This window comes from Bdellovibrio sp. MYbb2 (assembly GCF_056175685.1).
Map to the genome: position 1 here is coordinate 124,014 of NZ_JBJKJI010000003.1, position 21,036 is coordinate 145,049.

Here is a 21,036-nt window from a genome sequence, read left to right on the forward strand (position 1 = left end):
AGTTTTCCGCCTTCGATGTTTGTTTTGGGGTTTGTCGTTTGCTGTCGACGGCAGCAAACTCCGTATGAGTCCTCTCCTGCGATCATTATTTAAATATCGACAGTGAGGTTTCTGTTTTACTAGGACTCCAATCGTTTTTTATGCAGTGGAGTCCGTGAACACTTGAGAAAGAGCAATTATTGAAATAAACGGGATTCGGCACCTCGGTCACAAATGTGGTCGATACTGGTGCTGAAGTGATATTTATTTTGCTGAAGGACATTAAGAAGTTCTCGTCTTCAGTTTCTGTGTAGTTAGCAGCAATAATGTTCTTTCGGACTTCGTCGTAATAAAAATCGGCACTATGCCAGATTCTGTCTGTTAGATTTCCACCCGGGTGCACAAGGCCATCTTCTCCAAAGCTCGTGTCCACCGCGCCTGTGTTCGTAAGCTTCACTAAAGCACTCACCCCAAAGTCTTCGTTTTGTTCATAGACCGAAACATAAAGATCGCCATTGAACAGATGTATCTTGTTGATCTCAACGAATTCTGTAAATTGTCCGGAAAATTCAGTTTCTGCAAGAGCTCCAGTTGAATTGAAGTCTGTGTCCGGAGAGAGGTCTAAATTATACCGTCGTATGATCATGGTCTCGCTTCCCGGTGCGTCGCCACTCATAAGGTAAACCTTGTTATGGATATCATCCACTATGATCGTGGGATCGTTACTGCGCCCATTGTCTGCGGGTGCAAGGATCTTAATCGTTTTTGATGTTTGGGGATCTTCCCAGGGCGCTCCGGTCTGCGAGTGGACTTTCCAAAGGGCGGTATGAGGTTCTCCGTTAGCAATATCAAAGATATATGCTGTCACATACAGATGTAGATCAGGTCCCATCGCCATTTGACCGTTTCTGGTTGAGGTCTCGAAGTCCTCGTCCCAGGGCAGTTCCATGATGCCTCCGACGCCAAAGTTCGAATCCGGACTGCCATCAAGTGAGTACTTGAAGATTCTGAGATTTAATTCGTAAGAATTGCTGTCAAAGTACTCAGCCAACAAATAGATGCCATCACTGATGATCATCTTTGCCGCGAGAACTCTTTTGACAACGAAGAATCCTGAGTCACCAAAATTTGTGTCTGAGTTTCCATTGGGAAGTGTTTTGTGAATTACCAAAATGGGGCCGTCATTGCCGGTCTGTGCAGAATAAACGGCATAAAATGCACCATCGTGGAATTGTGAGTGCGTTGGCTCCAAGTTGACCATTTGCAGATACTTTTCAGAGTTTTCTTTGAATCCGTTCTCTCCATAGGTGTTGTCCATGGTTCCTGAGGTTAAAAGCTTTGCAGAAACCAGATTGCCTTTTTGGCTCGTCGATGCGTCTCTGATGACGAAATTATTGAAAACTGTAATGGATTCGTCACTGTTGAAGACGGCAGCACGGGGATAGTCCCAGGCATCTCTTTCGAAATCTATAAATGCGATTCCGGCGATTCCGTAAGAGGCGTCAAGGTTTCCATTGGGTAAAAGCTTGGCGATAAAGGTGTAATTTGAATCGGCGGCATCCAGAGAGGTGCCGTGGATGAATATGTTTCCTGCAGAGTCGATAGCCAATATTCTCACATAGTCGGCTCCACCGCCAAATCCCGCGACGTCTTTTAACCTTTGTACGCCGTCGCCGTCAAAAGTGTTATCTAATGTGCCATTAAGATTGTATCGCAAGATAACTCCATCCAGATCTGGGAAATTGGGGCCTTCGCCTGCGATATAAATTTTATTGTCGTGAATTTTGATGTCGTGGAATGTGTCCCGGGCCTGGGCGGGGCTGTCATAGCGTACAAGGCCTGAATTACCCCAGGTACCGTCTATGGCACCCGTAGCTAGAACTTTATAGATTACGCCAGAGTATCCAGAAATGTCGCCATAGATCTGCCCGGTGATATAGAGTGAATTATCAGGAGCAATAGAGGCGGCACTCAAATGCATATCCCGAAAATTCTCCCCAGCGACAACAGGAGGATTGAAAATCAGTCGGCCATTGTTAGCGTAGTTGGTGTCAAACGTACCGTCTTCTTTAATTTTAAAGATATACCCTAGGTATCCAGTGCCATTAAAGTTGCCGGGACCTATTATGAAGTATCCTGAGGCATCCGCCAGAATTCCTCTGACATAGATCGGCTCGGGTAGCTCAAAAACGAAAAGTCCGCTGTTGCCAAAGGTGAGGTCAAGGCTTCCAGATGAACTAAATCTGGCTATCGCAATCGCGTAGTCACGTCCGTTGGCATTCCAGTCACCTTCCAGACTCCAGCCCACAAGAATGTTTTGATTGGAATCCTCACTGACATAGATCCCATTGAATCCGTTGTATGTTGGAACGGTTGGTAGCGAGATGAGACCATTGTTACCAAACGCCGTGTTGACACTGCCGTCAGAGCGAATTCGCATCACGACCGGGCCACTATTCACTACAGCAGCGACAATTCTGTCGCCCGAGGCACTCAGGATGGCGCGTTCCACGGATTCAGTGGCGTCGAATTCATAACTCCAGTTTATTGCACTGGTTTTTGATAGCTGTCCTAAAAAGTTGCTTCCGGAGGGAACGGAGGGGGCTTCGGCTGAGCCTGTTAAATCGGTAAAGCTCGCGCTAAGAGTGCAGCCAGAAAAAACGAAGACTGATCCCAAAAATATCAGAAAATTTCGTAAATAGGTGTACAAAGTTCCAGATACGTCCATGCTTTCTTTTCGGATTTTTATTCGGCTTTAATTAGTTATTAAGGATTTATTGAGTTTTATTTCATTTTACTGTCTCAGGTGGAGACGGAGGGGTTTGTGTACCTTTGGAGGCAAGTTTCTGGGGTGCAGATCGTGACCCAGAAACTTGCTGAGGACTAAAACAATTTAATCAATTGGACCGGCGCGGACTTATTTTTTCTCGATGGCTAAGACCAATCCTAAGATTCTGCTTTCGTCGTTATAGCGAAGGATGATGTTCGACTTTGGAGACGAGAATTCATTCAGCAAATCACCCATGGTCATGCCCAGGCGAACGGCGCTTTCTTTGGTCAGGACTATTTTGCCTTTTTCAGTGGCGACGACGATCGCAGGGGAAGCATTTATCAGATCCCCTGACTTGTTGTAAAAGTCGGCGTTGCTAACCAGGGTGGCGCTTTTGACTTTTCCGTTCAAATACCCGGAATTAGGTTTCTTGGCCTGCTCCAGGCAAAACACATCCGAAACGGAAGGTTCGCAATTAAACCCCAGATCCATGACCTTCACCGTGGAAGCCAGGGATGTAGAAGAAATAGCCAATAGACAAAAAGCGGCAATCGACGCTCTCATAAGACAACCTTTGTTTTAATTTAAACTCAATCAGTCGTCTAAAGTGCATGAACCGTGCTCATTACTTGGCCTCAAGAGCGGTCAGAAACTGCTTCTGTTTTTTGTAGGCTTTGAACAGTTCATAGTACTGCTTCAGCTTTCTTTCCTTGATGCTTTGTACGGTTTCTTCGTGGGCTTCCTGCCACAGGAATCTCAGTTCACGATCCATGCGATCTAATTGTTGGGGAACGTTGTCTTTGTTCATATTTATTCCTTTTGTTTATTTCCAAAGTTTCATGAACTTAAACTGCTATTCCCGGGCCCAAGTGTAAGGGCTTGAAAACTTTTAGGTCTTAAAATGGAACGCCCACAATTGGTGGCTTAAATGTGGAAAGTGCAGTTGGCAGCCTACTTTCGTTGGCAGGACCTGCCGATAACAAGAACATGTCAAAATCACATGAGCTTCTTAAGTTTATAGGCGACTCCGCGCAAATTTTCTTTGAACAACAGGCGGGGGAAAGTCTCATTTCGCGAATCTTGGATCTGTGTATTCAGGCTACTGGCGCAGATCGGGGGACGATCTTCTTTGATTCCCAAATCAATCTGGAACAGCACTTCAAATATCTGAACAGTTATATTGCGACGGGCATCCGCAATCAGACTATCGTGATCAACACAGATCAGGGAATTGCCGGGAAGGTTTTTCGAACCCGCAAAAGTCATTTCTCCAACTGTGTGGCTCAGGACAGCGACTTCTATCTTGGCGTCGACAGCAAGACGGGCTATCAGACGGAAAAAGTTCTGGCGGTTCCGCTGCACTGGAAAGATGGCAAAGTCATCGGGGTCATCGAAGTATTGAATAAAGCCGACGGAGATTTTGACGAATCCGATCAGCACGCCCTGGAAGCGCTTTCCATGCTGGCGGCCGTGGCTTTTGAAAACTATGAAGTCCATCAGAAGAACGAAGAATCTGAATCCGCCATCGAGCACCGCAAGAACATCTGGCGTAAAAGTATTTCTTCCGTCAGCCTGCACTCGAAAGCTCCTGAGCTGCAAAAGATATATGATCACATCGGGGACTTCGGCAAGTCGGACTCAAACATCCTGATTACTGGTGAAAGCGGGGTGGGTAAAGAGGTGATCGCAAGGCTTGCGCATCATCACTCCAGCCGTCGTGACGGTCCATTTATTGCGATCAACTGCGCGGCAATCCCAGAGTCTTTGTTCGAGGCGGAACTCTTCGGTGTGGTCAAAGGGGCTGCGACCGGGACAGTGGCTCGGCAGGGGCAGATTGAGCTGGCTCACCGGGGAACGCTGTTCCTGGATGAAATCGGCGAAATGCCGGTCGAGATGCAGGCCAAACTTTTGCGGGTTTTGCAGGAAAGAAAAGTGCAAAGACTGGGTTCCACCGATTCCCCGAAGGCTGTGGACTTCCGTTTGATCTGTGCCACCAATAAGCATATTGAAACCCAGATCCAGCAGGAAAAATTCCGCGAGGATCTTTTCTATCGTATCAACGTGGTTAACTTGCAGATCCCGTCGTTGCGTGATCGCAAAGGCGATATTCCAGAGCTGGCTCAGGCCATTTTGGAACAACTGCATAATAAGCGCGGCTGGCGACTGAAAAGTATCAGTCCAGAAGCCCTGGATCGCTTGATTGACTATCACTGGCCGGGAAACATCCGCGAATTGGAAAACAAAATTGAAAGTGCCTGCCTGTCGGCCGGGGATCGGGCAGTGTTGATGCCGGATGATTTTCAATTCAAGGCCCGCCCGCAGCTCAGCGTCGTTCCGGATGTGCAGGAAGATTCCCTGAAGCGTTATGAAAACCTCAGCCTGCGCGAAGCGCGGGAAGCCTTTGAGACTGAGTTTGTTCACCGGGCTATTCAGGGTTCTTTGGGCAACAAATCCGAGGCAGCACGTCGCCTGGGTGTTTCCCGCGAAGGTCTCAGAAAGATACTTATTAAGAAACCCGCCTAGATTCCACCGCTAGTTGGCGCCAACCTGACAACCACAGTGGGCGTCTTGATTTAAGACTGTAGTGAAATTGTGGAGTTAGCCGTTGGCCGGATCCTTGCCTTAAGGAAAGTAGCGCAGACGAAATTGCGTGAAACTTTAAACAAGGAGAGAGTTCGTGTTCTTTAATAACGAAATCAGAAAAGTCCTGTCCGTAGTAGTTCTGTTCCACGTTGCAACCCTGGTGGCCTGTCAAGGGAAAGTCGACGAAGTCGTTGAATCCCCATCCATCATAGTTTCTGCTGACAAGCCATCCACAGTTGTTGGGGCGGTCCAGGGAGTGATTGTTGAGGTCGGTAACGGCCTGGTCAGTGATGGGTCATCTCAAAGCGTGCAAGGCAAGATTCAAGCGCAGAACGTGAATGCTTTGTGCAATGAGCACGCCATGCCTTTGGATGAACAAGGCGGCTATATGGACAGTCAGGGGCCGGATTATCCGTCGCGTTTGTTTTACTGTAAACTTGCTCAAAACAGCGGATCTCCGGACTCCATTCCGGGTTCGTTCCAGCAGATCAAAGCCATTTCCTGCATGCTTGAAAAAGTGGGCATCGTTTACGACGATCAGGAACGTCAGGTCAGTGTGACCCCGGACACATCCTGCTTCACGGCTCAACAGCTGGAGAATATGCAGATCCAGGCCATGACTATCTCGGTGCGGGCCTCAAAGCCAGCCTTCTTTAATACCTACTATGACTCCGGTATTTCGATGACGATTCCAGGAATGGGTTTTTATCGAGTCGCAGCGAAACTGAGTGGCACTAAGATGGAGTTCCTGACTCATGAAGATCAGACTTCTGTTCATCCGGATAAAACCGGGACTTTTGCTGCCAGCTTTGATTTGCTGACGGGTGAGCTGAAGTACGAAAGTCGCGGCGATCGATTCCAGTGTACGGAGCAGGGTGGTAATTGCGGTTGGTCCCGTCACGAGCGTTTGTTGGCTCAGGTGGGTATGACCAATGGTGAAATCACGTCCGTATCTAAAATTGAAGCCATCGCCGGGGAAATCTATGGTGACGGCAATTGGTACTCGGCTCGTGTTTCCACAATCAAAGGCAGTCTGGCAAATGGTCTGAAGGCGCGCTATTTCATGGTGAATTCAAACACCAGTGCAGACTTGGGTGATGCGACCAAGTACTCTGAGGTTGTGAACAACCGTTGTTACACTCATGCATCTGATCAGGCGGATTGTAGCGCGAATCCAGGTATTGAATTGCCACAAGAGGCTAGTTTCAAATTCAACCTGCACCCCAGCACGCAGTACACTTCGACTCAAGCCTGGGTTTCTCAGCTGACGGGCTTGAGTTTCACGGGTGTTAACTTCAATGATGTTCAGTAACTTCATGAAGGGGGCTTCGGCCCCCTTTTCTGGTCTTTTTGATTATCGAAAGGGGCTGTTAGCATGGAGTCTATGAAAAATTCATTGATGCAGTTTTTTGTGTTTTGCAGTTTGCTGGCTGGATGCGGTCTGAAAGTTATTAATCCTGCGGATGAAAATCCGAACAAAGGCACCCTGGCGGTGGACTGGTCCGGCGACGGTCCAAAGGTTGTGGGGACCTACACCTGCCGAATGAAATCCATGGGGAACCGTTTCTTCGGCTTTGGAAAAACCGAGGACGAAGCCCGCAAAGACGCCATGGGCAAGTGTCAAAGCCGCACGTTGTTGTCCTTCTGTGAGAAAGAAAAGATCACCTGTGAAAAGAACTAAAAGTGTTGCAACTTCCAAAGTTTGCAACGACTTTATTACCTGAACCTGCTGTCTGGCAGGTTTTTTCTTTATTCAGGGCTGAATCGTGGTTATTCCTCCGTTCATATTTTTGGAGGAAACTATGCGTATTCTTGTACTGTCTTTCGTCGCTTTGATTTCTTTGTCTGCCCAGGCTCAGTCTGTGTCGTTGGACGCTCCAGAGCATGCCAAGTACTATTGTTCAAAACAGGTTGATGCCCAAGATATTGTGGTGCTCTCTGTGGGTATGGTGATCCGAAAAGCCTATACTACGCAGATCCTTCTGGATGTGCTGGATGCAGAATGCAAGGACGGTAAAGTGGTTCCGAATACCTCCAACCGCTTTGCGAAACCTTCTTTGACAGACTTAAGTGATGTGCACGCAATCGCGGCTTCACCTCGTATCTTCCGCGTGAATGAATTCACTCATCAGGTTGTTCTTGAGTTCTATTCCGATACTTTGGCGGTGAGCGAGCGCAACTTCCTTTTAAAGCTGTACGCTCACGACGGTGGTGTTTATCAGATCATCGTGACGACCAGTAACGGCGCTCATGGTTTCATGATTTGGGAGCCTTCCTGGCTTAAAACCAGTGGTCCGGTATATTCAGAGCTTTCAATAGTTCCTGTGTGCAGTTGACCGTTGGGCCAGAAGGTCACGGCCCCGTTCAGATTGGACAGCAACACTTGTTTGCCGTTTAAGATGAACGGGGTTTTGTTTTTTATGGATACGGACATCAGGTTTCCGTTGTCATGGAACTTGAGTAAAATCATGCGGGACAAGGAGCCATCATGGCCGATTGGGAAAGTCTGCCCGTTGAGGTTGAAGGTGTAGGCATCGGCACTGGTGTAAAGGAACGATTCGATCTTTCCGTTCGGATAGAAATTCACGTACTTTCCGGTGATGTTTTGTCCGTGCAGGCTTCCGCCCCAGACCGTCGCCGTCCGGATACTGCCGTCATCATGGTATTGAGCCGCTTCAAGTCCCACGGCAAAGCCGTGATAGTCGACGTGTTTTAAGCCCGCCGTGCGTACCAGATCCAGCATCGTGCGGCTGTCGAAGGACTTCATCAGGTAAGAGCTGATCACCTGATTGAAGTAACGTACTCCCGGGGAGGAGGCGGTCCCCAGCTCAATGGCCTCCCGATAGATCAGCTCATGTAAAATCAGACCGGCTTTGTCATCTTCGCTGAGTTTTTCGAACAAACGAAGGTCAATGACGTAGCGCCGGTCACCCGGCATGATCAGAGGTGTCGGGCGCTGGATGGCGACTTGTTGAATATTGCAATCTTCTGGGATAATCACCACGCCCGAGTCGCGAATCGGCAGAAACTTGCCAACAATGAACCACTGGGTTTCTTCATCGAAAGTCCGGAACCATTTTTTATACATTCTGGCCCGGGTGGGGTTCACATCTTCAAGGCGGTGTAATACATAATACACCTTCTGCTGAAAGCTCATGTGTTCTGGACCCAGTTCGGGCAGAATGCGGCGCTGCTCTTCGCCTTCATAGTAGTCCAGCAGTCGCAAGGAGTCTCCGCAGGAAATAACATTGCCGCCATTGCCGACCCAGTCACCGCCGGCCATCGAAATCACAGAGTAAAAAAGAAGATGAATCAGTGTCGTCATGATGAAGCTCCTATTTGGATTTCGGTGAAAGGATGGGGAAACACTGCAGATTCACGCGGTAAAGCTCGCCCTTTTTGGATTGTTCATCCAGGTCAAAGACGTCATCACGAAACTTCAGGGTCAGTTTTTTCAGTTTTTTAAATCGTTTTTCGTCCAGAGCCACGGTCAGGAACGAATAATCCCGCTCCGGTACCGGCACCCGTGAAAGCATCTGTCTGGCCATGATCAAAGAGTTTAAGTGTGCTTGTTGCAGTGACCGGGACGGGATGTCGTGAGTTGAATACAGGTTCTTATGGCTGCGCACCCAGACAGCACCTTTTCGGGAGATGATCGCCAGATCCTCCATTGTTTCCAGGCACTCATCCACGCGAAGCTCGGTGATTCCGGTTTTGTTTGCAATCCAGCTGGTGGTGCTTTTAAAGTCCGCCAGACGAAATGCCGCCAGGACCACAAAGTACTCCCACTCATCAAAGATCACAGCATAGCGGCTGGGATCCAGTTTGTAGGATGCGGAGTCTGGGGGTGTGTTGACCCCGAGGCTTAGAAGGAACTGCTCTTGATCTTTGGGGGCCAGAGAAAGCTTTTGCATAATCTTGGCGGCTTCCTGTAAAGGCACCAGGCGTTTACCTTTGATGATCGAGGACAGAGTGCCGGGATTCATCTCCAGAAATTGCGCATAAGAGCGCAGAGAATAGCGCTTGTTTCGGGCTTTCTTGGCCTGAAACTGTTCCTGAAGTTTGAGTGCAAAATACGGCAGATTCTCAAGTCCCGACATAAGGATCGCAGAATTAGCAGCCCCTCTAAGTTCGAGCAAGTGTACATTGGGGAGCAGTTCTAATCTGTCCGGTATTTGAAATTATTTGCCGCTTTCCAATGAAAAGAAGAGCTGAAAAAACATTTCCTAAATGTAAGGAACACCTGATTCATGCGCTCAGTGTGAAGGTAAACGTTGAGCCCTCGCCGGGAATGGAGTCTGCCCAGATTTTGCCTCGATGCAGTTCCACGATTCTTTTGCAAGTGGCAAGTCCGATGCCGGAACCCTGATACTGTGAAGGCGCGTGAAGCTTTTTATAGAGATCAAAGATTTCATCTTTTTTCTCTGGATCAAAACCGATTCCATTGTCTTCGACGGTAAATTCCCAGGTGTCGCCGTTAAGGTGTGCGCTGATTTTTATCTCAGGTGTTTTCTGGCTCCGAAACTTTAAAGCGTTCGCTATCAGGTTCTGAAAGAGCTGTGTCACGAGAGGTGCATCGCAAAGAAGGGTGGGGAGCGGTTCAATCGTGATACGGGCCTGAGTGGTCTGGATCTGGTCATTCAGATTCTCGACGGCGGATTGGGCCAGGACTTCTATAGGTGTCGCTTCAAACAGCCTTTCTGTGGATTCAATTCGTGCGTACTCAAGCATGGTGTCTATCAGGGTGTTCATGCGATGCGCTGCCGAGCTGACTCGGTGGAGCATCTGGCCCCCTTCGACTCCCAGCTTTTCTTTGAATTCGTCGTCTTGCAGGGAATCCACAAATCCGATGATAGTCGCCAAAGGGGATTTCAGATCGTGGGCTGCGATCGCGGCAAAGTGGGTGAGCTCCTGGTTGCTGGACTCTGCATTGGAAAGTGCGTTGTGAATCTCAGCATTCTGGTTTTGTACAAACTCTTCTGCCGCCGTGGTGATTGCAATGTCGATTGCCTGGTCAAGCAGCGACCTGTCAGCATGAGACAGATGGCCTCTTTGCAGTAACACCTCGATGATTACTTCACGCAGCACACTGAATTCTTTTAGCAACGAGGCCAGGCGGTGGTTTTCAGAGGTTGGCTCCTGGCTCTGCTCATGAGCGATATTCGCGGCGACTTTTGCTGCAATCGAGGGGTCTTTACGGGTTAAAACGATACTCAGATGCTCAACGAAACTGCCCACTGATTTTTGCAGGACAGACAAAGTAGTGGCTTGGTGCGGGGACTTTTTCCTCCGCACCCGTTCGATCCAAAGCTTCTCAATGGACTCTCTGTTCTGCCTAAGCAGTTCAGCCGTGGAGAGGGTCTGTGGCTCAATCATGGGCTCACCTATGGCCAGATGTTTCCCTGAATGATCTTCTACTTTTAGGATATTCCCAACGTGTTTGTTGGCACTATTGCTTTTGTTGTTGGTGGCAATCTTTAAATTTCAGACTGTGGTTGCTGGATCCGGCCTGATAGTAGGAGTTCACGATATAATAACCGTTCTTTTTATCCTGGTCGTACCGGAAGTCCACGGTAAGATAGTCAAAACTGTGAATGGCCTTGTCAAGTTGGCAGGTTGTCAGAATCTGGTTTATGCCTTTGAATTCAAAGACACTCTGATCGCAGGAATCGTTTTTTGGGTGAATGTTTATACCGCCCACAAGCCCTTCGCCATGCAGGGTCTCTGACTTAAAGATATTGCCATTTTCATCGTAGATATCATGGCGAATAGTTTGAAAGTCTGCAGAAAAAGCAACTTTTTCGTTATCCCATTGTTCCAGAGTGCAAACAGTCTCGCCGGCCCAAGCCAGTGAAGATGATGCCATTATCAATGCAAACAATGTTGATTTCATACAGGCCCGCCTTGTTTGGAAAGTGACTCTATGGTTGTAGCGGCCGTGTCGAGTGTCAATACTGAGATATAATGAGTGACAGAGTGTCATTCGATATTACCGGAAATTTACAATAAAAACCGTTTCGGCGTACAATGTGAACATGAGAAATCAGGGTTTTTCTTATTTGAAACGCATTGTTCGAGTTGTTGCCATTTCGTATTTGGGGCTGAAGTTCACAGCCTTCTTTTTAAGGTCCCTGCTCCCAAAGCAGTGATTCTGTATTTTCACGGTAATGCGGGGGCTATGGACAGCTGGGGGGATGTCGCCGCTGAACTTTCGCAGAAAACCGGATGCAATGTGGATGATGGATTATTATCTATGGTCGCTCCGTCGGTTCTGGTGTGGCGGTAAAAACCGCCGCGGATAACAATGTCGATGGTCTGATTCTGGAAACACCCTATACCAGTTTGTATGAGATGGCGAAGTTGCGTTTTTCGTGGTTCCCGCAAATTCTGTTGAAATATTCAATGCCGTCAAATCAGTGGATTCGCGATGTGGAATCACCGATTGTGATTGTTCATGGGGATCAGGATCAGGTTATCCCGGCAGAGATGGGCTATAAGCTTTCTCGGTTTTCCAACAGGAGCTCATATGTTCTTATTCCGGGGGGAGATCACAACAATCTCTCTGAATTTGAATCCTACTGGGATGCCGTGAACTCCCTTCTGAGATAGTTAATGTTCCGTGATCTTCGTTGAATGAAATGATGTGTTCCCTCTGGTCTGTGCGAGGAACTAAACGATTATATAAGACTTGCCAGTACACCCAAAAAAGTTAAAGAATTCCACAAGATTTTTTTGGAGATTTATGTCGAATCCATTCGGTAATTTTTTGAAAAGCAAACTCGATGAAATTCAAAAACGAAATCCACGTTTTTCGTTCCGCTCTCTGGCAAAGAAAGTAGCAATATCCCCGGGCTGTTTGAATGAGCTTATGCATGGGAAAAGACCTTTAAGTGAGTTTTATGCCAGCAAAATTGTTCTGGGACTCGAACTTGGTGTGGAAGAGCGCAATCAGGTTTATTCCATGATCGCCACACGCTCACGCAAGTTCGGTGTGCAGAAGCGATTGACCGAGCAGCAGCTGGAACTGATTTCCAGCTGGGAGCACTTTGCAATTTTGAATCTGATGCGCATCCCGCAATTTCAATCCAGCGAAAAATGGATCAGCCAGCGATTGGCAATACCGGTTGAAAAAGTGCAGCACAGTCTGGATCTTTTGATGAACCTTGGCTTTATCAAGATGCAAGGGGCGACTTTTGTGCGCACTGTAGCCAGCTTGGGGACGACGTCCGATATTCCAAGTCATGCCCTGGTGCAGGCCCACGTTTCTGACATGAACAAGGCGATTGAAGTTTTGAAAGTCACCACTCCGGACCGCCGGGACTACTCCGCAATCACCATGGCCTTTAATCCTGACAAGATGACCGAAGTCAAAGCCCTGATTAAGAAGTTCCGTCAACGTCTTTCATTGCTTGCTGAAGAAGGTGAGCCGTCCGAGGTCTATAATCTGAATATTCAGCTCTTCCCGCTGACGGTTCCCTTGCAATAATCCGCCGGCGACTTGATGTTGGTTCCTTTTAGTGCCAAAATCATTTCTGAGGTGAGTGATGTGTGCCAGGTATGGATCTGCGGACGAATTTAATTTGTTGATGCGGACGTATCATTTGAAGCTGCCAGAGGTGATGACCCTGCCTTTGCAGATCATCTATCCTCACACTCCAGCTCCGGTTATTTTAAGGGGACGGGAGGGAATGCAGGCAAAGATGATGAATTACTCCCTGATTCCGTCTTGGTCTGAAGTTCGAAAGCCCAAATTTGCCACCTACAATGCCCGCATTGAAGAGGTGCTGAATAAACCTTCATGGAGAGAGACATTTAAAAGCCGTCATTGCCTGGTTCCGGTGAAATTCTTTATTGAATCCGTTTACGAAGGTCGCTACGCCGGTCATAATATTGCAATTGCCGCCAAGGACCGGCGTCTGCTCAGTGCTGCTGGTATTTGGGATTCATGGACTGATCGAAAAACCGGTGAAGTGATCGAATCCGTTGCTATTCTTACGGGGCCGCCAACGGAAGACGTGTTGGCGGCGGGGCATGACCGTTGTCCCATTTTTCTGGCTGAGTCTCATTGGGACGAGTGGCTTTCTGCCCGCAAATCCGCCCAGCAATACGTGGATTTTTTGAAGAACACACGTGAGATCGTTGAATTCGATTTCACCGAACGTGAGGCTTTGAAGAATCACTCCGGACAGATGGCTCTGTTCGACGATGGTGAGTGAAGAGTCTATTCTCGCGGGCGGGCTTCAATCAGTTCGACATGAAAAATCAAATTGGAATGGGGCTTGATGAACTGGCCGATCTGGCGTTCGCCATAGGCCAGGTGCGCCGGCACAAAGATCGTGCGCTTGCCGCCCTCTTTCATGCCCAGGAATCCTATACTCCAGCCGGCAATGACCTTCTTTGAGCCCACGACAAATTCAAAAGGCCGTCCATGGTCATAGCTGGAATCAAACTTTGTTCCGTCTTCCAGAAAACCTTCATAATGGCAAAACACCAGAGCGCCTTTGCTGGCGGTCTGGCCGGTTCCAATAACGGTGTCAGTGATTTTTACTTCAGGCATTTCAGATGTCATGGGGACATCCTACGAAATGTGGGGGGCCAGGGCAATCGTGAAAATAAAAAGGCGCTGACTCTTCAGCCAGCGCCTTTGCAAAGATCCTTGGTCAAAGGGTCTTATTTGCAAGTTTCGATGTATTTGTTTACAGCAGAAATAGGACGCTCACGTCTCCAGTCAGCCTGCTCATATTTGTACTGAGTGTAGGAAGTGGAGTACATTGTGTCTTTCATAACAGAGCTTACGCAACGTGGGTAAGCAGAGTCATTGCGGTTCCATTTTTGGCAAACTTCTTTTTTAGTGAAAGCAGATACTGTTGTTGTCGTCGCAGGAACAGTAACCATTTTGCGGCCTACGCATACTTTTTTAGGACGAGTGGAGTCAGAGTAGTCTGTTTTTACAGAGTCGCAAGTTTCAACTGTGTGCTGAGCCACGAAGATTTTGAAAGAATCTTTGTTGGCGTTCAGGCAGATTTGCTGAGCTGTAACATAGCCACGAGCCGGGATGTATGGGTTGGAAGAGCTGTTGTAAACGATTTCAGTGGCAGCGGTAGCCAAAGTCGGCAACATCATAAGCATAGCGATCATCAGTTTCATAAAAACTCCTTTTGTTTTGATGTCGAGATGTTTGACATAGATAATTTTCCAGGACAAGCGGTGCTCCATGAAAACCTTTCACTTCCCTTGTGAACGTTCACTAAACCTGTGAACGGTTGGTGGGACCTTGAGGTATAAGGGTGCCACGATGAACAAGTCTGATATTCTGAACTACAAGGACTATCGCGCCTTTCTGGCGGACTATAACAGCTGGCGCAGTGAAAACCGCGCAGGCTGGAGTCTGTCCGTGTGGACTCGTCATCTGGGTCTTTCCTATCCATCCGCTCTGTCGATGATCCTGAATCGCAAAAGACATATCGGCGACAAGCTGCTGGATACCATGTGCCAGTACTTCGAGTTCTCTGAGCTTGAAAAGAATCACTTCGCCAATCTGGTAAAGTACGAAAAATCCATCGAAAGCAGCACACTTCGTATCATGGTCCTGAATCATCTCGATGGGGATAAGAAGAACTCTCTTGCTCGTTATATCGTGCGCGAAGGACTTCGCATGCCTCGCTTTGAGGACACCGAAAGCCTGGCCGAGATGCTGGCACCGATTCTGGGGATGAATTCTTCAGAGGTTCTGGCATTGGAGCCCGGGATTCCGGAAAAGCCAGATCCCAAGTCAATGCACCAGGAAGTTCTGGGTCTGCTGGAACGATCTTTTGATTTGGTTCCGAAAGAGTCCCGCCAGTATTCGACCAACTTTATCCGCATGGAACGTTCGCGCCTGCCAGAGGCTATTGCGCGTTTACGGACCTTTCAGCGCGAGTTCATCGCAGAGTTTGACTCAGAGTCCGGGGATTCCCTCGTGTGCTTCCAGAATGCCGTTTTTGCAATGCTAAAAGAGTCTGCTCCAAGCGAAGAGACCCTGCCATCGTCCAAAAAACTGACCTGATCGTTCCGCGAATTTCCGCCTATATTGCGCTTTTCAGAGCTGCGGCATCTATTGAGCCGGGCATCTATTGTTCGTATAGTTTTTGGCGTGAATAGAGAATTGGAAATTTTAACGAAAGGTTTTCCTGTGAAAATGCTTCTGACTGCTTTTGTTTCTTTGTTGTCTTTGTCCGTGACGGCGCAAGCCGCTGTTATGCAGGTGGACTGTGTTGGTGATGACACCCAGATTACTGCAAACCTGATCGTTGAAGGTCGCAAGGTGACAGGTTTTGTGGCTGCGGCAGGTTCCGGTATTGATGCCTTCCAGGCTGATGCCAATGGTTCCTACATCTTCTATAAAGCGGGTGAGTACTACACAGATTTTGATCTTGAGATCATCGAGTTCTGGGGTATTTCCGGTGATCAGTCCGTAGGCTACAAATCCTACACTGATAAAAACGGCAAATTCATCCAGACTGTCCTGGTGAATAAAAAAGCCGTTAATGCCCAGTGCATGATCGGTAAGCAATAGTCCCTGTAAAATACAAGTATGACTCTGAAAAGGCGCTGGGTTTACCTTCAGCGCCTTTTTTATTCTATTTGGGCTATGCATAAAGTGCATATCTGAATTCTTTCTATGCAGTCGATCTGAAAGGGGCTTTTCTGTATATTGCTTTCAAGAAGCAATTACGAAAAAAGGAGGCTTCCATGATGGGATTTATTGAATCTCTTAAAGTGAAACTGTTCGGACCATCCGTTCTAGAATGCCTGGCACACTTAGACTAGGCCCACTTAGGCCGTAGACTGTGGCCGTGAACAAGCCCGCTAGTGCAGCGGGCTTTTTTATTTTCTGGACACTGGACTTTCGATATCGCTGCTTTTGCACAGCGGTCCAGTACCATCTGACTCCCCGGGGCTTATCATAGGGTAGGTTTAAAGGGAGGTCTTTATGGCTACCAATAAAAACTTTAACGAAAAAAGCGCGGATAAAAGCAGCAGCGTAAAACAACCTGCTGCCAAACCCGCTGAAAGAACCGAAAGAACTCAAAAGCCTTCCCATAAAGAAGGCGATAATAGAAGTTCCCGCTCAACCACTGAAAGATACTCACGCGATGAGGAAATGGAAGAGTGACGAACTTGTGAGGTTTGCAGAAGAGGGGCGTTATCGCCTCTCTTTTGTTATGGAGGTGTCTTATGAAAGAAGCCATTTCTGTGTCGTCTGCGTCCCGCCGTCTGCCGCTGACTGCGTTGCTGGGGATATTCGGTGGCGCTGCATTGGGGCTTTATGCTTACAGCAAATACAAGTCTTCCTATCGGGAGGTGCGCGAAGAAACCCATCCCCATGAAGAGCACGAGGTGGACACCTCTTCGGAGGATTCATTCCCGGCCAGTGATCCTCCTTCATGGAGCAGTGGGCACGCCGCCCGCTGGGAGGATTAGAGGGGGCTTGCGTCTTTGGGTGCGAGATGAGAAGCTTTTCTTTTCGGAGGCGGTCTCATGCGGATCAGGCAAATGGGTTTTTCTTCACGTTTGAAGGCGCATCGCAAACTTCTCACTTTGGAAACATTGAAATTTATTGTCGAGTTTTTCAAGGACCGCGATGCCCGGCTGGCGGCTTTGCGATCCGGTGTGCCTGAAAACTACGCTTCCCGACAGGGGCAGTGGCTGAAAAAGCACCCCATTGTAGTGGCTGCGATGGAAGCTGACCTGGATGATCGCGACATGCTGAAGCTTGAAAAAGCCCTGACCGAAATTGACCGTCAAATGGAAGCCTGCAAAGAGATTCTGGGCCTGCAGGACTTTTAGGCGCCCTTGTATTTTCCCCTTCAAGCTACCGTCTGAAGATATTGTCACTACACTCAAGGGCAGAGAGGTGATCTATGGCGCATGGCTTTTTCCTTTCAACGATCCTCGGTGTTCTTCTTTTCAGTTTGCAAGTTTTTTCGGCCACCCCCAAAGAGGCGGATCTGGTGTTGGATCAGGCTCATCAGAAGATGCTTCTGCTGGTGGACGGACTTTTTAATTCAGGACAGATCACTGAAATCGACAAGTTGCTTCTGGTGTCGGATCTGAATGGTTATAAGACGGCTTACAAAGCCTATTCCAATTCGGCAGCGCAAACCCACACATATCTGAAAAACAAAAAACAGCGCGAGGATCACTATGCCAGCAAGATTCTTTACATATCCACTCGCCTTGAAAATCTGGCGGCCAATCCGTCAGGCAACATCGCAGACCTTACTGAAGAGGTGACGGACTTTGTTCCGGCGGATCAAAAGTGCGGGGTTCCTGTGGATCTTCCCTGTGTGGCGCACGAGGTGGAGTTGCGTATGGATATAATATATCTGAATATCAGCAAGCGAAGTTCGAAGGTTCGCGCGAAGTTCAAGAATGTGGCAGATCAGGGGTTGCATGCGGCCGAGCTCTATGCGCGCATTCTGGCGTCACTGCGAACTGACGGCGGGGTTTTGTATCCGACCGAGTACATATACAATAAAGACCGTTTGGTCATGAGTGTTAAGCAGGAAATCGAAGAGGGATACTAGTGCAAAAAACCCTGGGTTTGCTAATGCTGATCTTCTATGCCACTGGCATGATTCTGGGGGCGGGTGTTTATTCGGTGATTGGCAAGGCTGCCGGCGTTGCTCATGAAGGATTGTGGCTGAGTTTTTTGCTGGCCGCCGTGGCAGCTCTGTTGACGGCGCTTTCCTATGCGGAACTGGCGGCACTTTTTCCCAAAGCGGGCGCAGAATATGTCTATATGAAAGAGATCTTTCCGCAAAGAAAGATCCTTTCTTTTTTATGTGGATGTCTGATGATTTTTGCTGCAATTTGCACGGCGTCCACCGTTGCTCTGTCCTTTGCCGCCTATCTGCAGGACTTTTTCAAGGCGTCGCAAGCACTGGTTGCGGTGGCGGTGCTGGCGCTTTTTACCCTGGTGAATATCTGGGGCGTGCGTGAGTCAGGCTGGATGAATATTTTTTTCACGCTGGTGGAGCTTTCGGGGCTGGTGATTTTTGTCTATTTCGGCATCAAGCAGCCGGGCTTCGGTGAGGCTCTTTCGGCCCCGCTTTCCTGGGGAGTGGCAACAGGTGCATCGCTGATTTTTTTTGCCTACCTGGGATTTGAAAGCATGGTGAATTTGGCGGAAGAAGCCAAAGAGCCAGAAAAGAACATCCCCCGCGCGATATTAGTCAGCCTTGCCCTGACGACCGTGCTCTATGTGGCGGTCAGTCTGGCAGCTTTGGCGATGATGAGTCCTGATGGTTTGCAAAAGTCGGATGCTGTTTTGAGTGGAGCTCTGATGAGGCATTCGCCCGAGGCCGCCAGGGCATTGGGAGCCATCGCCTTGTTTGCCACTGCCAATACAGTGATGATTGCTCTTTTGGCGGCCAGTCGGATCGGTCTGGGGATGGCGCGCGGCGGGGATTTGCCCAAAGTTTTCTCCACAATTCTGCCAAAGCGGCAAAGTCCTTGGTTGGCATCACTGTTGGTGTTTGTTTTGACATTGCTGTTTCTGCCATTGGAGAAAATTGAAATCATCGCCAGCGTATCTTCTTTTGTGACGATTGTGGTTTTTATTATTGTTAATGCAGCAGTTATATATCTGCGCCGCAAAGATCCGAAGCGGAAAAGACCGTTTCAAGTTCCGGGATCAGTGGGTGGATGGCCGGTGCTGCCGGTGTTGGCTGCCGGGATTGCTTTGTTCTTTTTATTTCATTTTGAAGAGCAGGTTTACTATGTCGGAGTGGGAATTGTGACTTTCGTTCTGGTGGTGTATCAGGCGCTGCATCGGCGCCGCGCCTGATAAATGAACTACTTGGCTTTTTCTTTTTTGCAGGTTGGGTAAATGGCCTGGCCGGACCAGGTGCCGTCTTTGCAAGTCAGTGTGTCTGAGATGCATATTTCATCCGCAGGTACAGATGGTTTAAGCCAGCCTGTGGCTTTTCCTCCGTCAGGGATTGTGCCCAGCGGAGTGTCGCAACTTCTTTTTTCGCTGACTACGGGAGCAGCTTTGGACGGAGAGGCCTCGATGGCTGTAGGAGCTGCGCCTTCGTACATACGTGTCCCGCCGCCAGGAGGTGGAGATGCCTTAGGCAGCTCGGCTTCAGCAGACGGTGTGGTTTTAGGCTGACTGGAGCAGCCTGCAACAAAAATCAGAGTGGCGATCATCATGAGTGTTTTCATATTCTAAGTTTGCTTTCAATGTTCACCAATTAACAAGTTCCAATTTGTATTTTTGTGGGGAACACAGGTCCAAGGTTTGAGTTTGACCGTGTTATTAGTCTGAGAGCTGACAGAGTGAAATCTTGTCTCTTGGTGTTCGCAGAAAAATGGCATGTACTCAAAGGCAACAAGAGAGGTTTTTTATGGTTCAGTGTGCACTGTTGGTTCGTCTTGAGGCCAAGCCGGGTAAAGAGGCTGAAGTGGAAAGATTTTTAAAGGATGGTCTTGCTTTGGTGGAGGATGAGCCAGAAACCACGGCGTGGTTCGCCTTGAGATTGAATTCCCATGAATTTGGTATCTTTGATGCTTTTCCGGATGAGTCCGGGCGAAAAGCTCATCTGGCCGGTAAAGTGGCAGAAGCGCTGTTTGCACAGTCGCCGGATCTGTTTGCAACCGAACCTCGTATTGAGCAAATCGATGTCATTGCCGACAAGCTGCCGGGGTCTGGCAAGAGTGCGCGCGAGCTTCCGCCGGAAGCCTACGCACCTTAAAGTCTCTGAAGCCGCTTCCAGCCTTCGTAAAGTCGGTCTCTGGCGCCGACCAGCGGGGTGTGGGTGATCTTGATGGATTGTTCGGGAAGGGCTTTTTGCATTTGTTCATAGATGCGTGCCGTGGAAAGTCCCACGGCTTCGCCATCGTCGTTTGAAAGCGCGTAATACACTTCCTTGATGCCGGTCATGTGCATCGCTGCCAGGCACATCGGGCAGGGTTGGCCGCTGGCATAAATCACGCAGCCATCCAGACGCGGGCTTTCCAGCACCTGACTTGCGGCCCGAATGGCAGAAAGTTCGGCGTGAGAGGTGGGATCTTGTGTCAGCAGGATCTGATTCACTCCGGTGGCGATGACTTCATTGTTTTTAACCAGCACGGCTCCAAAAGGACGGCCATGGTGTTCCTGCAGATTTTCTGCGGCAAGATTCACGGCCATTTCCAAAAATCTGATTTGATCGTTGTTCATGAAGAACTCCTTCTTAAGTAAGAAGTTTTGGCAGGATTTCTTTCAGCAGGTCTTTGTCTTTTTTGGACAGGGGCGAAAGGAATTCGTCTTCCACCTGTCTTTGGGTTTTGGCGATGGTGTCAAGGTCCTTCGCCCCTTTCGGGGTCAATTCAATGACCTTGATGCGGCGGTCTTCTGCGCCCGGCACCCGGCGCACATATTTCAGTTTTTCCAGTCCATCGATGAATTTTACCATGGAAGCTTTGTCTATATACATTTCCTGACCCAGAGCGATTTGACTCTTGGGCCCCTGAACTTGAAGAAGCTTCATAATTCCCAATTGAGGGCCGACAATCTTATGTTGAAGCAGGGCGCGTCCCATCATGTCCTTGTATCTAAGTGCACACTTATTGAGACAGTACCCAAAGAAGGCCTTTAGAACAGGATTGAACGAGGTGGCATCGCAGTTGGAAGGGGTTGCGGATGATTTTTTCAAAGAAGACCTCCTGTTTGATAG

The 21,036-nt window shown here is 48.6% G+C and carries 27 protein-coding genes; 15 read left to right on the plus strand and 12 right to left on the minus strand.

What is annotated here, in order from left to right:
* Positions 1–85 precede the first annotated feature (85 nt).
* The 3 genes from AC04MQ_RS14505 to AC04MQ_RS14515 all read right to left on the minus strand — a co-directional run bounded on the left by AC04MQ_RS14505 (position 86) and on the right by AC04MQ_RS14515 (position 3,557).
* Positions 86–2,707 carry a delta-60 repeat domain-containing protein gene (locus AC04MQ_RS14505; RefSeq protein WP_475392428.1) on the minus strand — a complete coding sequence of 874 codons (2,622 nt, stop codon included), beginning with the start codon at positions 2,705–2,707 and terminating at the stop codon, positions 86–88.
* A 189-nt stretch (positions 2,708–2,896) separates the two neighbouring features.
* Positions 2,897–3,313, minus strand: a complete 417-nt coding sequence (locus tag AC04MQ_RS14510) for a hypothetical protein (protein WP_475392429.1) — start codon at positions 3,311–3,313, stop codon at positions 2,897–2,899.
* Positions 3,314–3,374: 61 nt separating this feature from the next.
* On the minus strand, positions 3,375–3,557 hold the full coding sequence (locus AC04MQ_RS14515) for a hypothetical protein (protein ID WP_144313820.1): 183 nt from the start codon (positions 3,555–3,557) through the stop codon (positions 3,375–3,377).
* A gap of 179 nt (positions 3,558–3,736) precedes the next feature.
* Between AC04MQ_RS14515 and AC04MQ_RS14520 the strand changes: the two genes are divergently transcribed.
* The 4 genes from AC04MQ_RS14520 (at position 3,737) to AC04MQ_RS14535 (ending at position 7,668) form a co-directional block, all read left to right on the plus strand.
* Complete coding sequence (locus AC04MQ_RS14520; RefSeq protein WP_475392430.1) at positions 3,737–5,272, plus strand: sigma-54-dependent Fis family transcriptional regulator; 1,536 nt, start codon at positions 3,737–3,739, stop codon at positions 5,270–5,272.
* Positions 5,273–5,426: 154 nt separating this feature from the next.
* Positions 5,427–6,644 (plus strand): hypothetical protein, encoded by a 1,218-nt coding sequence (locus AC04MQ_RS14525; RefSeq protein WP_475392431.1) that lies wholly within the window; start codon positions 5,427–5,429, stop codon positions 6,642–6,644.
* Between the two features lie 72 nt (positions 6,645–6,716).
* Entirely contained in the window at positions 6,717–7,013 is a 297-nt protein-coding gene (locus AC04MQ_RS14530) for a hypothetical protein (protein ID WP_417865966.1), read from the plus strand.
* 121 nt (positions 7,014–7,134) lie between these two features.
* The gene (locus AC04MQ_RS14535) at positions 7,135–7,668 is read left to right on the plus strand and encodes a hypothetical protein (RefSeq protein WP_417865968.1); all 534 of its coding nucleotides are present in this window, start codon (positions 7,135–7,137) and stop codon (positions 7,666–7,668) included.
* Here AC04MQ_RS14535 and AC04MQ_RS14540 read toward each other — a convergent pair.
* The 4 genes from AC04MQ_RS14540 to AC04MQ_RS14555 form a co-directional block, all read right to left on the minus strand.
* Complete coding sequence (locus AC04MQ_RS14540; RefSeq protein ID WP_417865970.1) at positions 7,581–8,657, minus strand: hypothetical protein; 1,077 nt, start codon at positions 8,655–8,657, stop codon at positions 7,581–7,583. The two genes, AC04MQ_RS14535 and AC04MQ_RS14540, sit on opposite strands and share 88 nt — an antisense overlap.
* A 10-nt stretch (positions 8,658–8,667) precedes the next feature.
* Positions 8,668–9,471, minus strand: a complete 804-nt coding sequence (locus AC04MQ_RS14545) for a DUF4423 domain-containing protein (RefSeq protein ID WP_417865972.1) — start codon at positions 9,469–9,471, stop codon at positions 8,668–8,670.
* 109 nt (positions 9,472–9,580) lie between these two features.
* Positions 9,581–10,708: a sensor histidine kinase gene (locus AC04MQ_RS14550; protein WP_417865974.1), complete on the minus strand. Its 1,128-nt coding sequence runs from the start codon at positions 10,706–10,708 to the stop codon at positions 9,581–9,583.
* A gap of 73 nt (positions 10,709–10,781) precedes the next feature.
* On the minus strand, positions 10,782–11,225 hold the full coding sequence (locus AC04MQ_RS14555) for a hypothetical protein (protein WP_417865976.1): 444 nt from the start codon (positions 11,223–11,225) through the stop codon (positions 10,782–10,784).
* A gap of 383 nt (positions 11,226–11,608) precedes the next feature.
* Here AC04MQ_RS14555 and AC04MQ_RS14560 point away from each other — a divergent pair, with 383 nt between their 5' ends.
* The 3 genes from AC04MQ_RS14560 (at position 11,609) to AC04MQ_RS14570 (ending at position 13,548) form a co-directional block, all read left to right on the plus strand.
* Positions 11,609–11,941 (plus strand): alpha/beta hydrolase, encoded by a 333-nt coding sequence (locus AC04MQ_RS14560; RefSeq protein WP_475392432.1) that lies wholly within the window; start codon positions 11,609–11,611, stop codon positions 11,939–11,941.
* A 259-nt stretch (positions 11,942–12,200) separates the two neighbouring features.
* Positions 12,201–12,818, plus strand: coding sequence for a DUF4423 domain-containing protein (locus AC04MQ_RS14565; RefSeq protein ID WP_417865980.1), 618 nt, complete (start codon positions 12,201–12,203; stop codon positions 12,816–12,818).
* 58 nt (positions 12,819–12,876) lie between these two features.
* Positions 12,877–13,548, plus strand: coding sequence for an SOS response-associated peptidase (locus tag AC04MQ_RS14570; protein ID WP_475392433.1), 672 nt, complete (start codon positions 12,877–12,879; stop codon positions 13,546–13,548).
* A 5-nt stretch (positions 13,549–13,553) separates the two neighbouring features.
* Here the strand turns inward: AC04MQ_RS14570 and AC04MQ_RS14575 are convergent, their stop codons facing one another.
* Together AC04MQ_RS14575 and AC04MQ_RS14580 are read right to left on the minus strand one after the other, a co-directional pair.
* Positions 13,554–13,901: an FKBP-type peptidyl-prolyl cis-trans isomerase gene (locus tag AC04MQ_RS14575; RefSeq protein ID WP_417865985.1), complete on the minus strand. Its 348-nt coding sequence runs from the start codon at positions 13,899–13,901 to the stop codon at positions 13,554–13,556.
* Between the two features lie 101 nt (positions 13,902–14,002).
* Positions 14,003–14,479, minus strand: coding sequence for a hypothetical protein (locus AC04MQ_RS14580; protein WP_417865987.1), 477 nt, complete (start codon positions 14,477–14,479; stop codon positions 14,003–14,005).
* A 148-nt stretch (positions 14,480–14,627) separates the two neighbouring features.
* On the opposite strand from AC04MQ_RS14580, the gene AC04MQ_RS14585 reads away from it, so the two are divergent.
* The 7 genes from AC04MQ_RS14585 (at position 14,628) to AC04MQ_RS14615 (ending at position 19,163) form a co-directional block, all read left to right on the plus strand.
* Positions 14,628–15,377, plus strand: a complete 750-nt coding sequence (locus AC04MQ_RS14585; protein WP_475392434.1) for a hypothetical protein — start codon at positions 14,628–14,630, stop codon at positions 15,375–15,377.
* A 132-nt stretch (positions 15,378–15,509) separates the two neighbouring features.
* Complete coding sequence (locus AC04MQ_RS14590; RefSeq protein ID WP_475392435.1) at positions 15,510–15,887, plus strand: hypothetical protein; 378 nt, start codon at positions 15,510–15,512, stop codon at positions 15,885–15,887.
* A gap of 417 nt (positions 15,888–16,304) precedes the next feature.
* Positions 16,305–16,487 carry a hypothetical protein gene (locus AC04MQ_RS14595; protein ID WP_475392436.1) on the plus strand — a complete coding sequence of 61 codons (183 nt, stop codon included), beginning with the start codon at positions 16,305–16,307 and terminating at the stop codon, positions 16,485–16,487.
* Positions 16,488–16,549: 62 nt separating this feature from the next.
* On the plus strand, positions 16,550–16,795 hold the full coding sequence (locus tag AC04MQ_RS14600; RefSeq protein ID WP_417865995.1) for a hypothetical protein: 246 nt from the start codon (positions 16,550–16,552) through the stop codon (positions 16,793–16,795).
* Positions 16,796–16,852: 57 nt separating this feature from the next.
* Positions 16,853–17,161, plus strand: a complete 309-nt coding sequence (locus AC04MQ_RS14605) for a hypothetical protein (RefSeq protein ID WP_417865997.1) — start codon at positions 16,853–16,855, stop codon at positions 17,159–17,161.
* A 74-nt stretch (positions 17,162–17,235) separates the two neighbouring features.
* Positions 17,236–17,901 carry a hypothetical protein gene (locus AC04MQ_RS14610; RefSeq protein ID WP_417865998.1) on the plus strand — a complete coding sequence of 222 codons (666 nt, stop codon included), beginning with the start codon at positions 17,236–17,238 and terminating at the stop codon, positions 17,899–17,901.
* Entirely contained in the window at positions 17,901–19,163 is a 1,263-nt protein-coding gene (locus tag AC04MQ_RS14615) for an APC family permease (protein WP_475392437.1), read from the plus strand. Before AC04MQ_RS14610 ends, AC04MQ_RS14615 begins: the two co-directional genes overlap by 1 nt.
* Positions 19,164–19,171: 8 nt before the next feature.
* Here the strand turns inward: AC04MQ_RS14615 and AC04MQ_RS14620 are convergent, their stop codons facing one another.
* Entirely contained in the window at positions 19,172–19,543 is a 372-nt protein-coding gene (locus AC04MQ_RS14620) for a hypothetical protein (RefSeq protein ID WP_417866003.1), read from the minus strand.
* Between the two features lie 182 nt (positions 19,544–19,725).
* On the opposite strand from AC04MQ_RS14620, the gene AC04MQ_RS14625 reads away from it, so the two are divergent.
* On the plus strand, positions 19,726–20,073 hold the full coding sequence (locus AC04MQ_RS14625) for a putative quinol monooxygenase (RefSeq protein WP_417866006.1): 348 nt from the start codon (positions 19,726–19,728) through the stop codon (positions 20,071–20,073).
* Here AC04MQ_RS14625 and AC04MQ_RS14630 read toward each other — a convergent pair.
* The gene (locus AC04MQ_RS14630; RefSeq protein ID WP_475392438.1) at positions 20,070–20,540 is read right to left on the minus strand and encodes a nucleoside deaminase; all 471 of its coding nucleotides are present in this window, start codon (positions 20,538–20,540) and stop codon (positions 20,070–20,072) included. The genes AC04MQ_RS14625 and AC04MQ_RS14630 overlap by 4 nt on opposite strands.
* Before the next feature lie 13 nt (positions 20,541–20,553).
* Positions 20,554–21,015 (minus strand): MarR family winged helix-turn-helix transcriptional regulator, encoded by a 462-nt coding sequence (locus AC04MQ_RS14635; RefSeq protein WP_475392439.1) that lies wholly within the window; start codon positions 21,013–21,015, stop codon positions 20,554–20,556.
* Positions 21,016–21,036 lie beyond the last annotated feature (21 nt).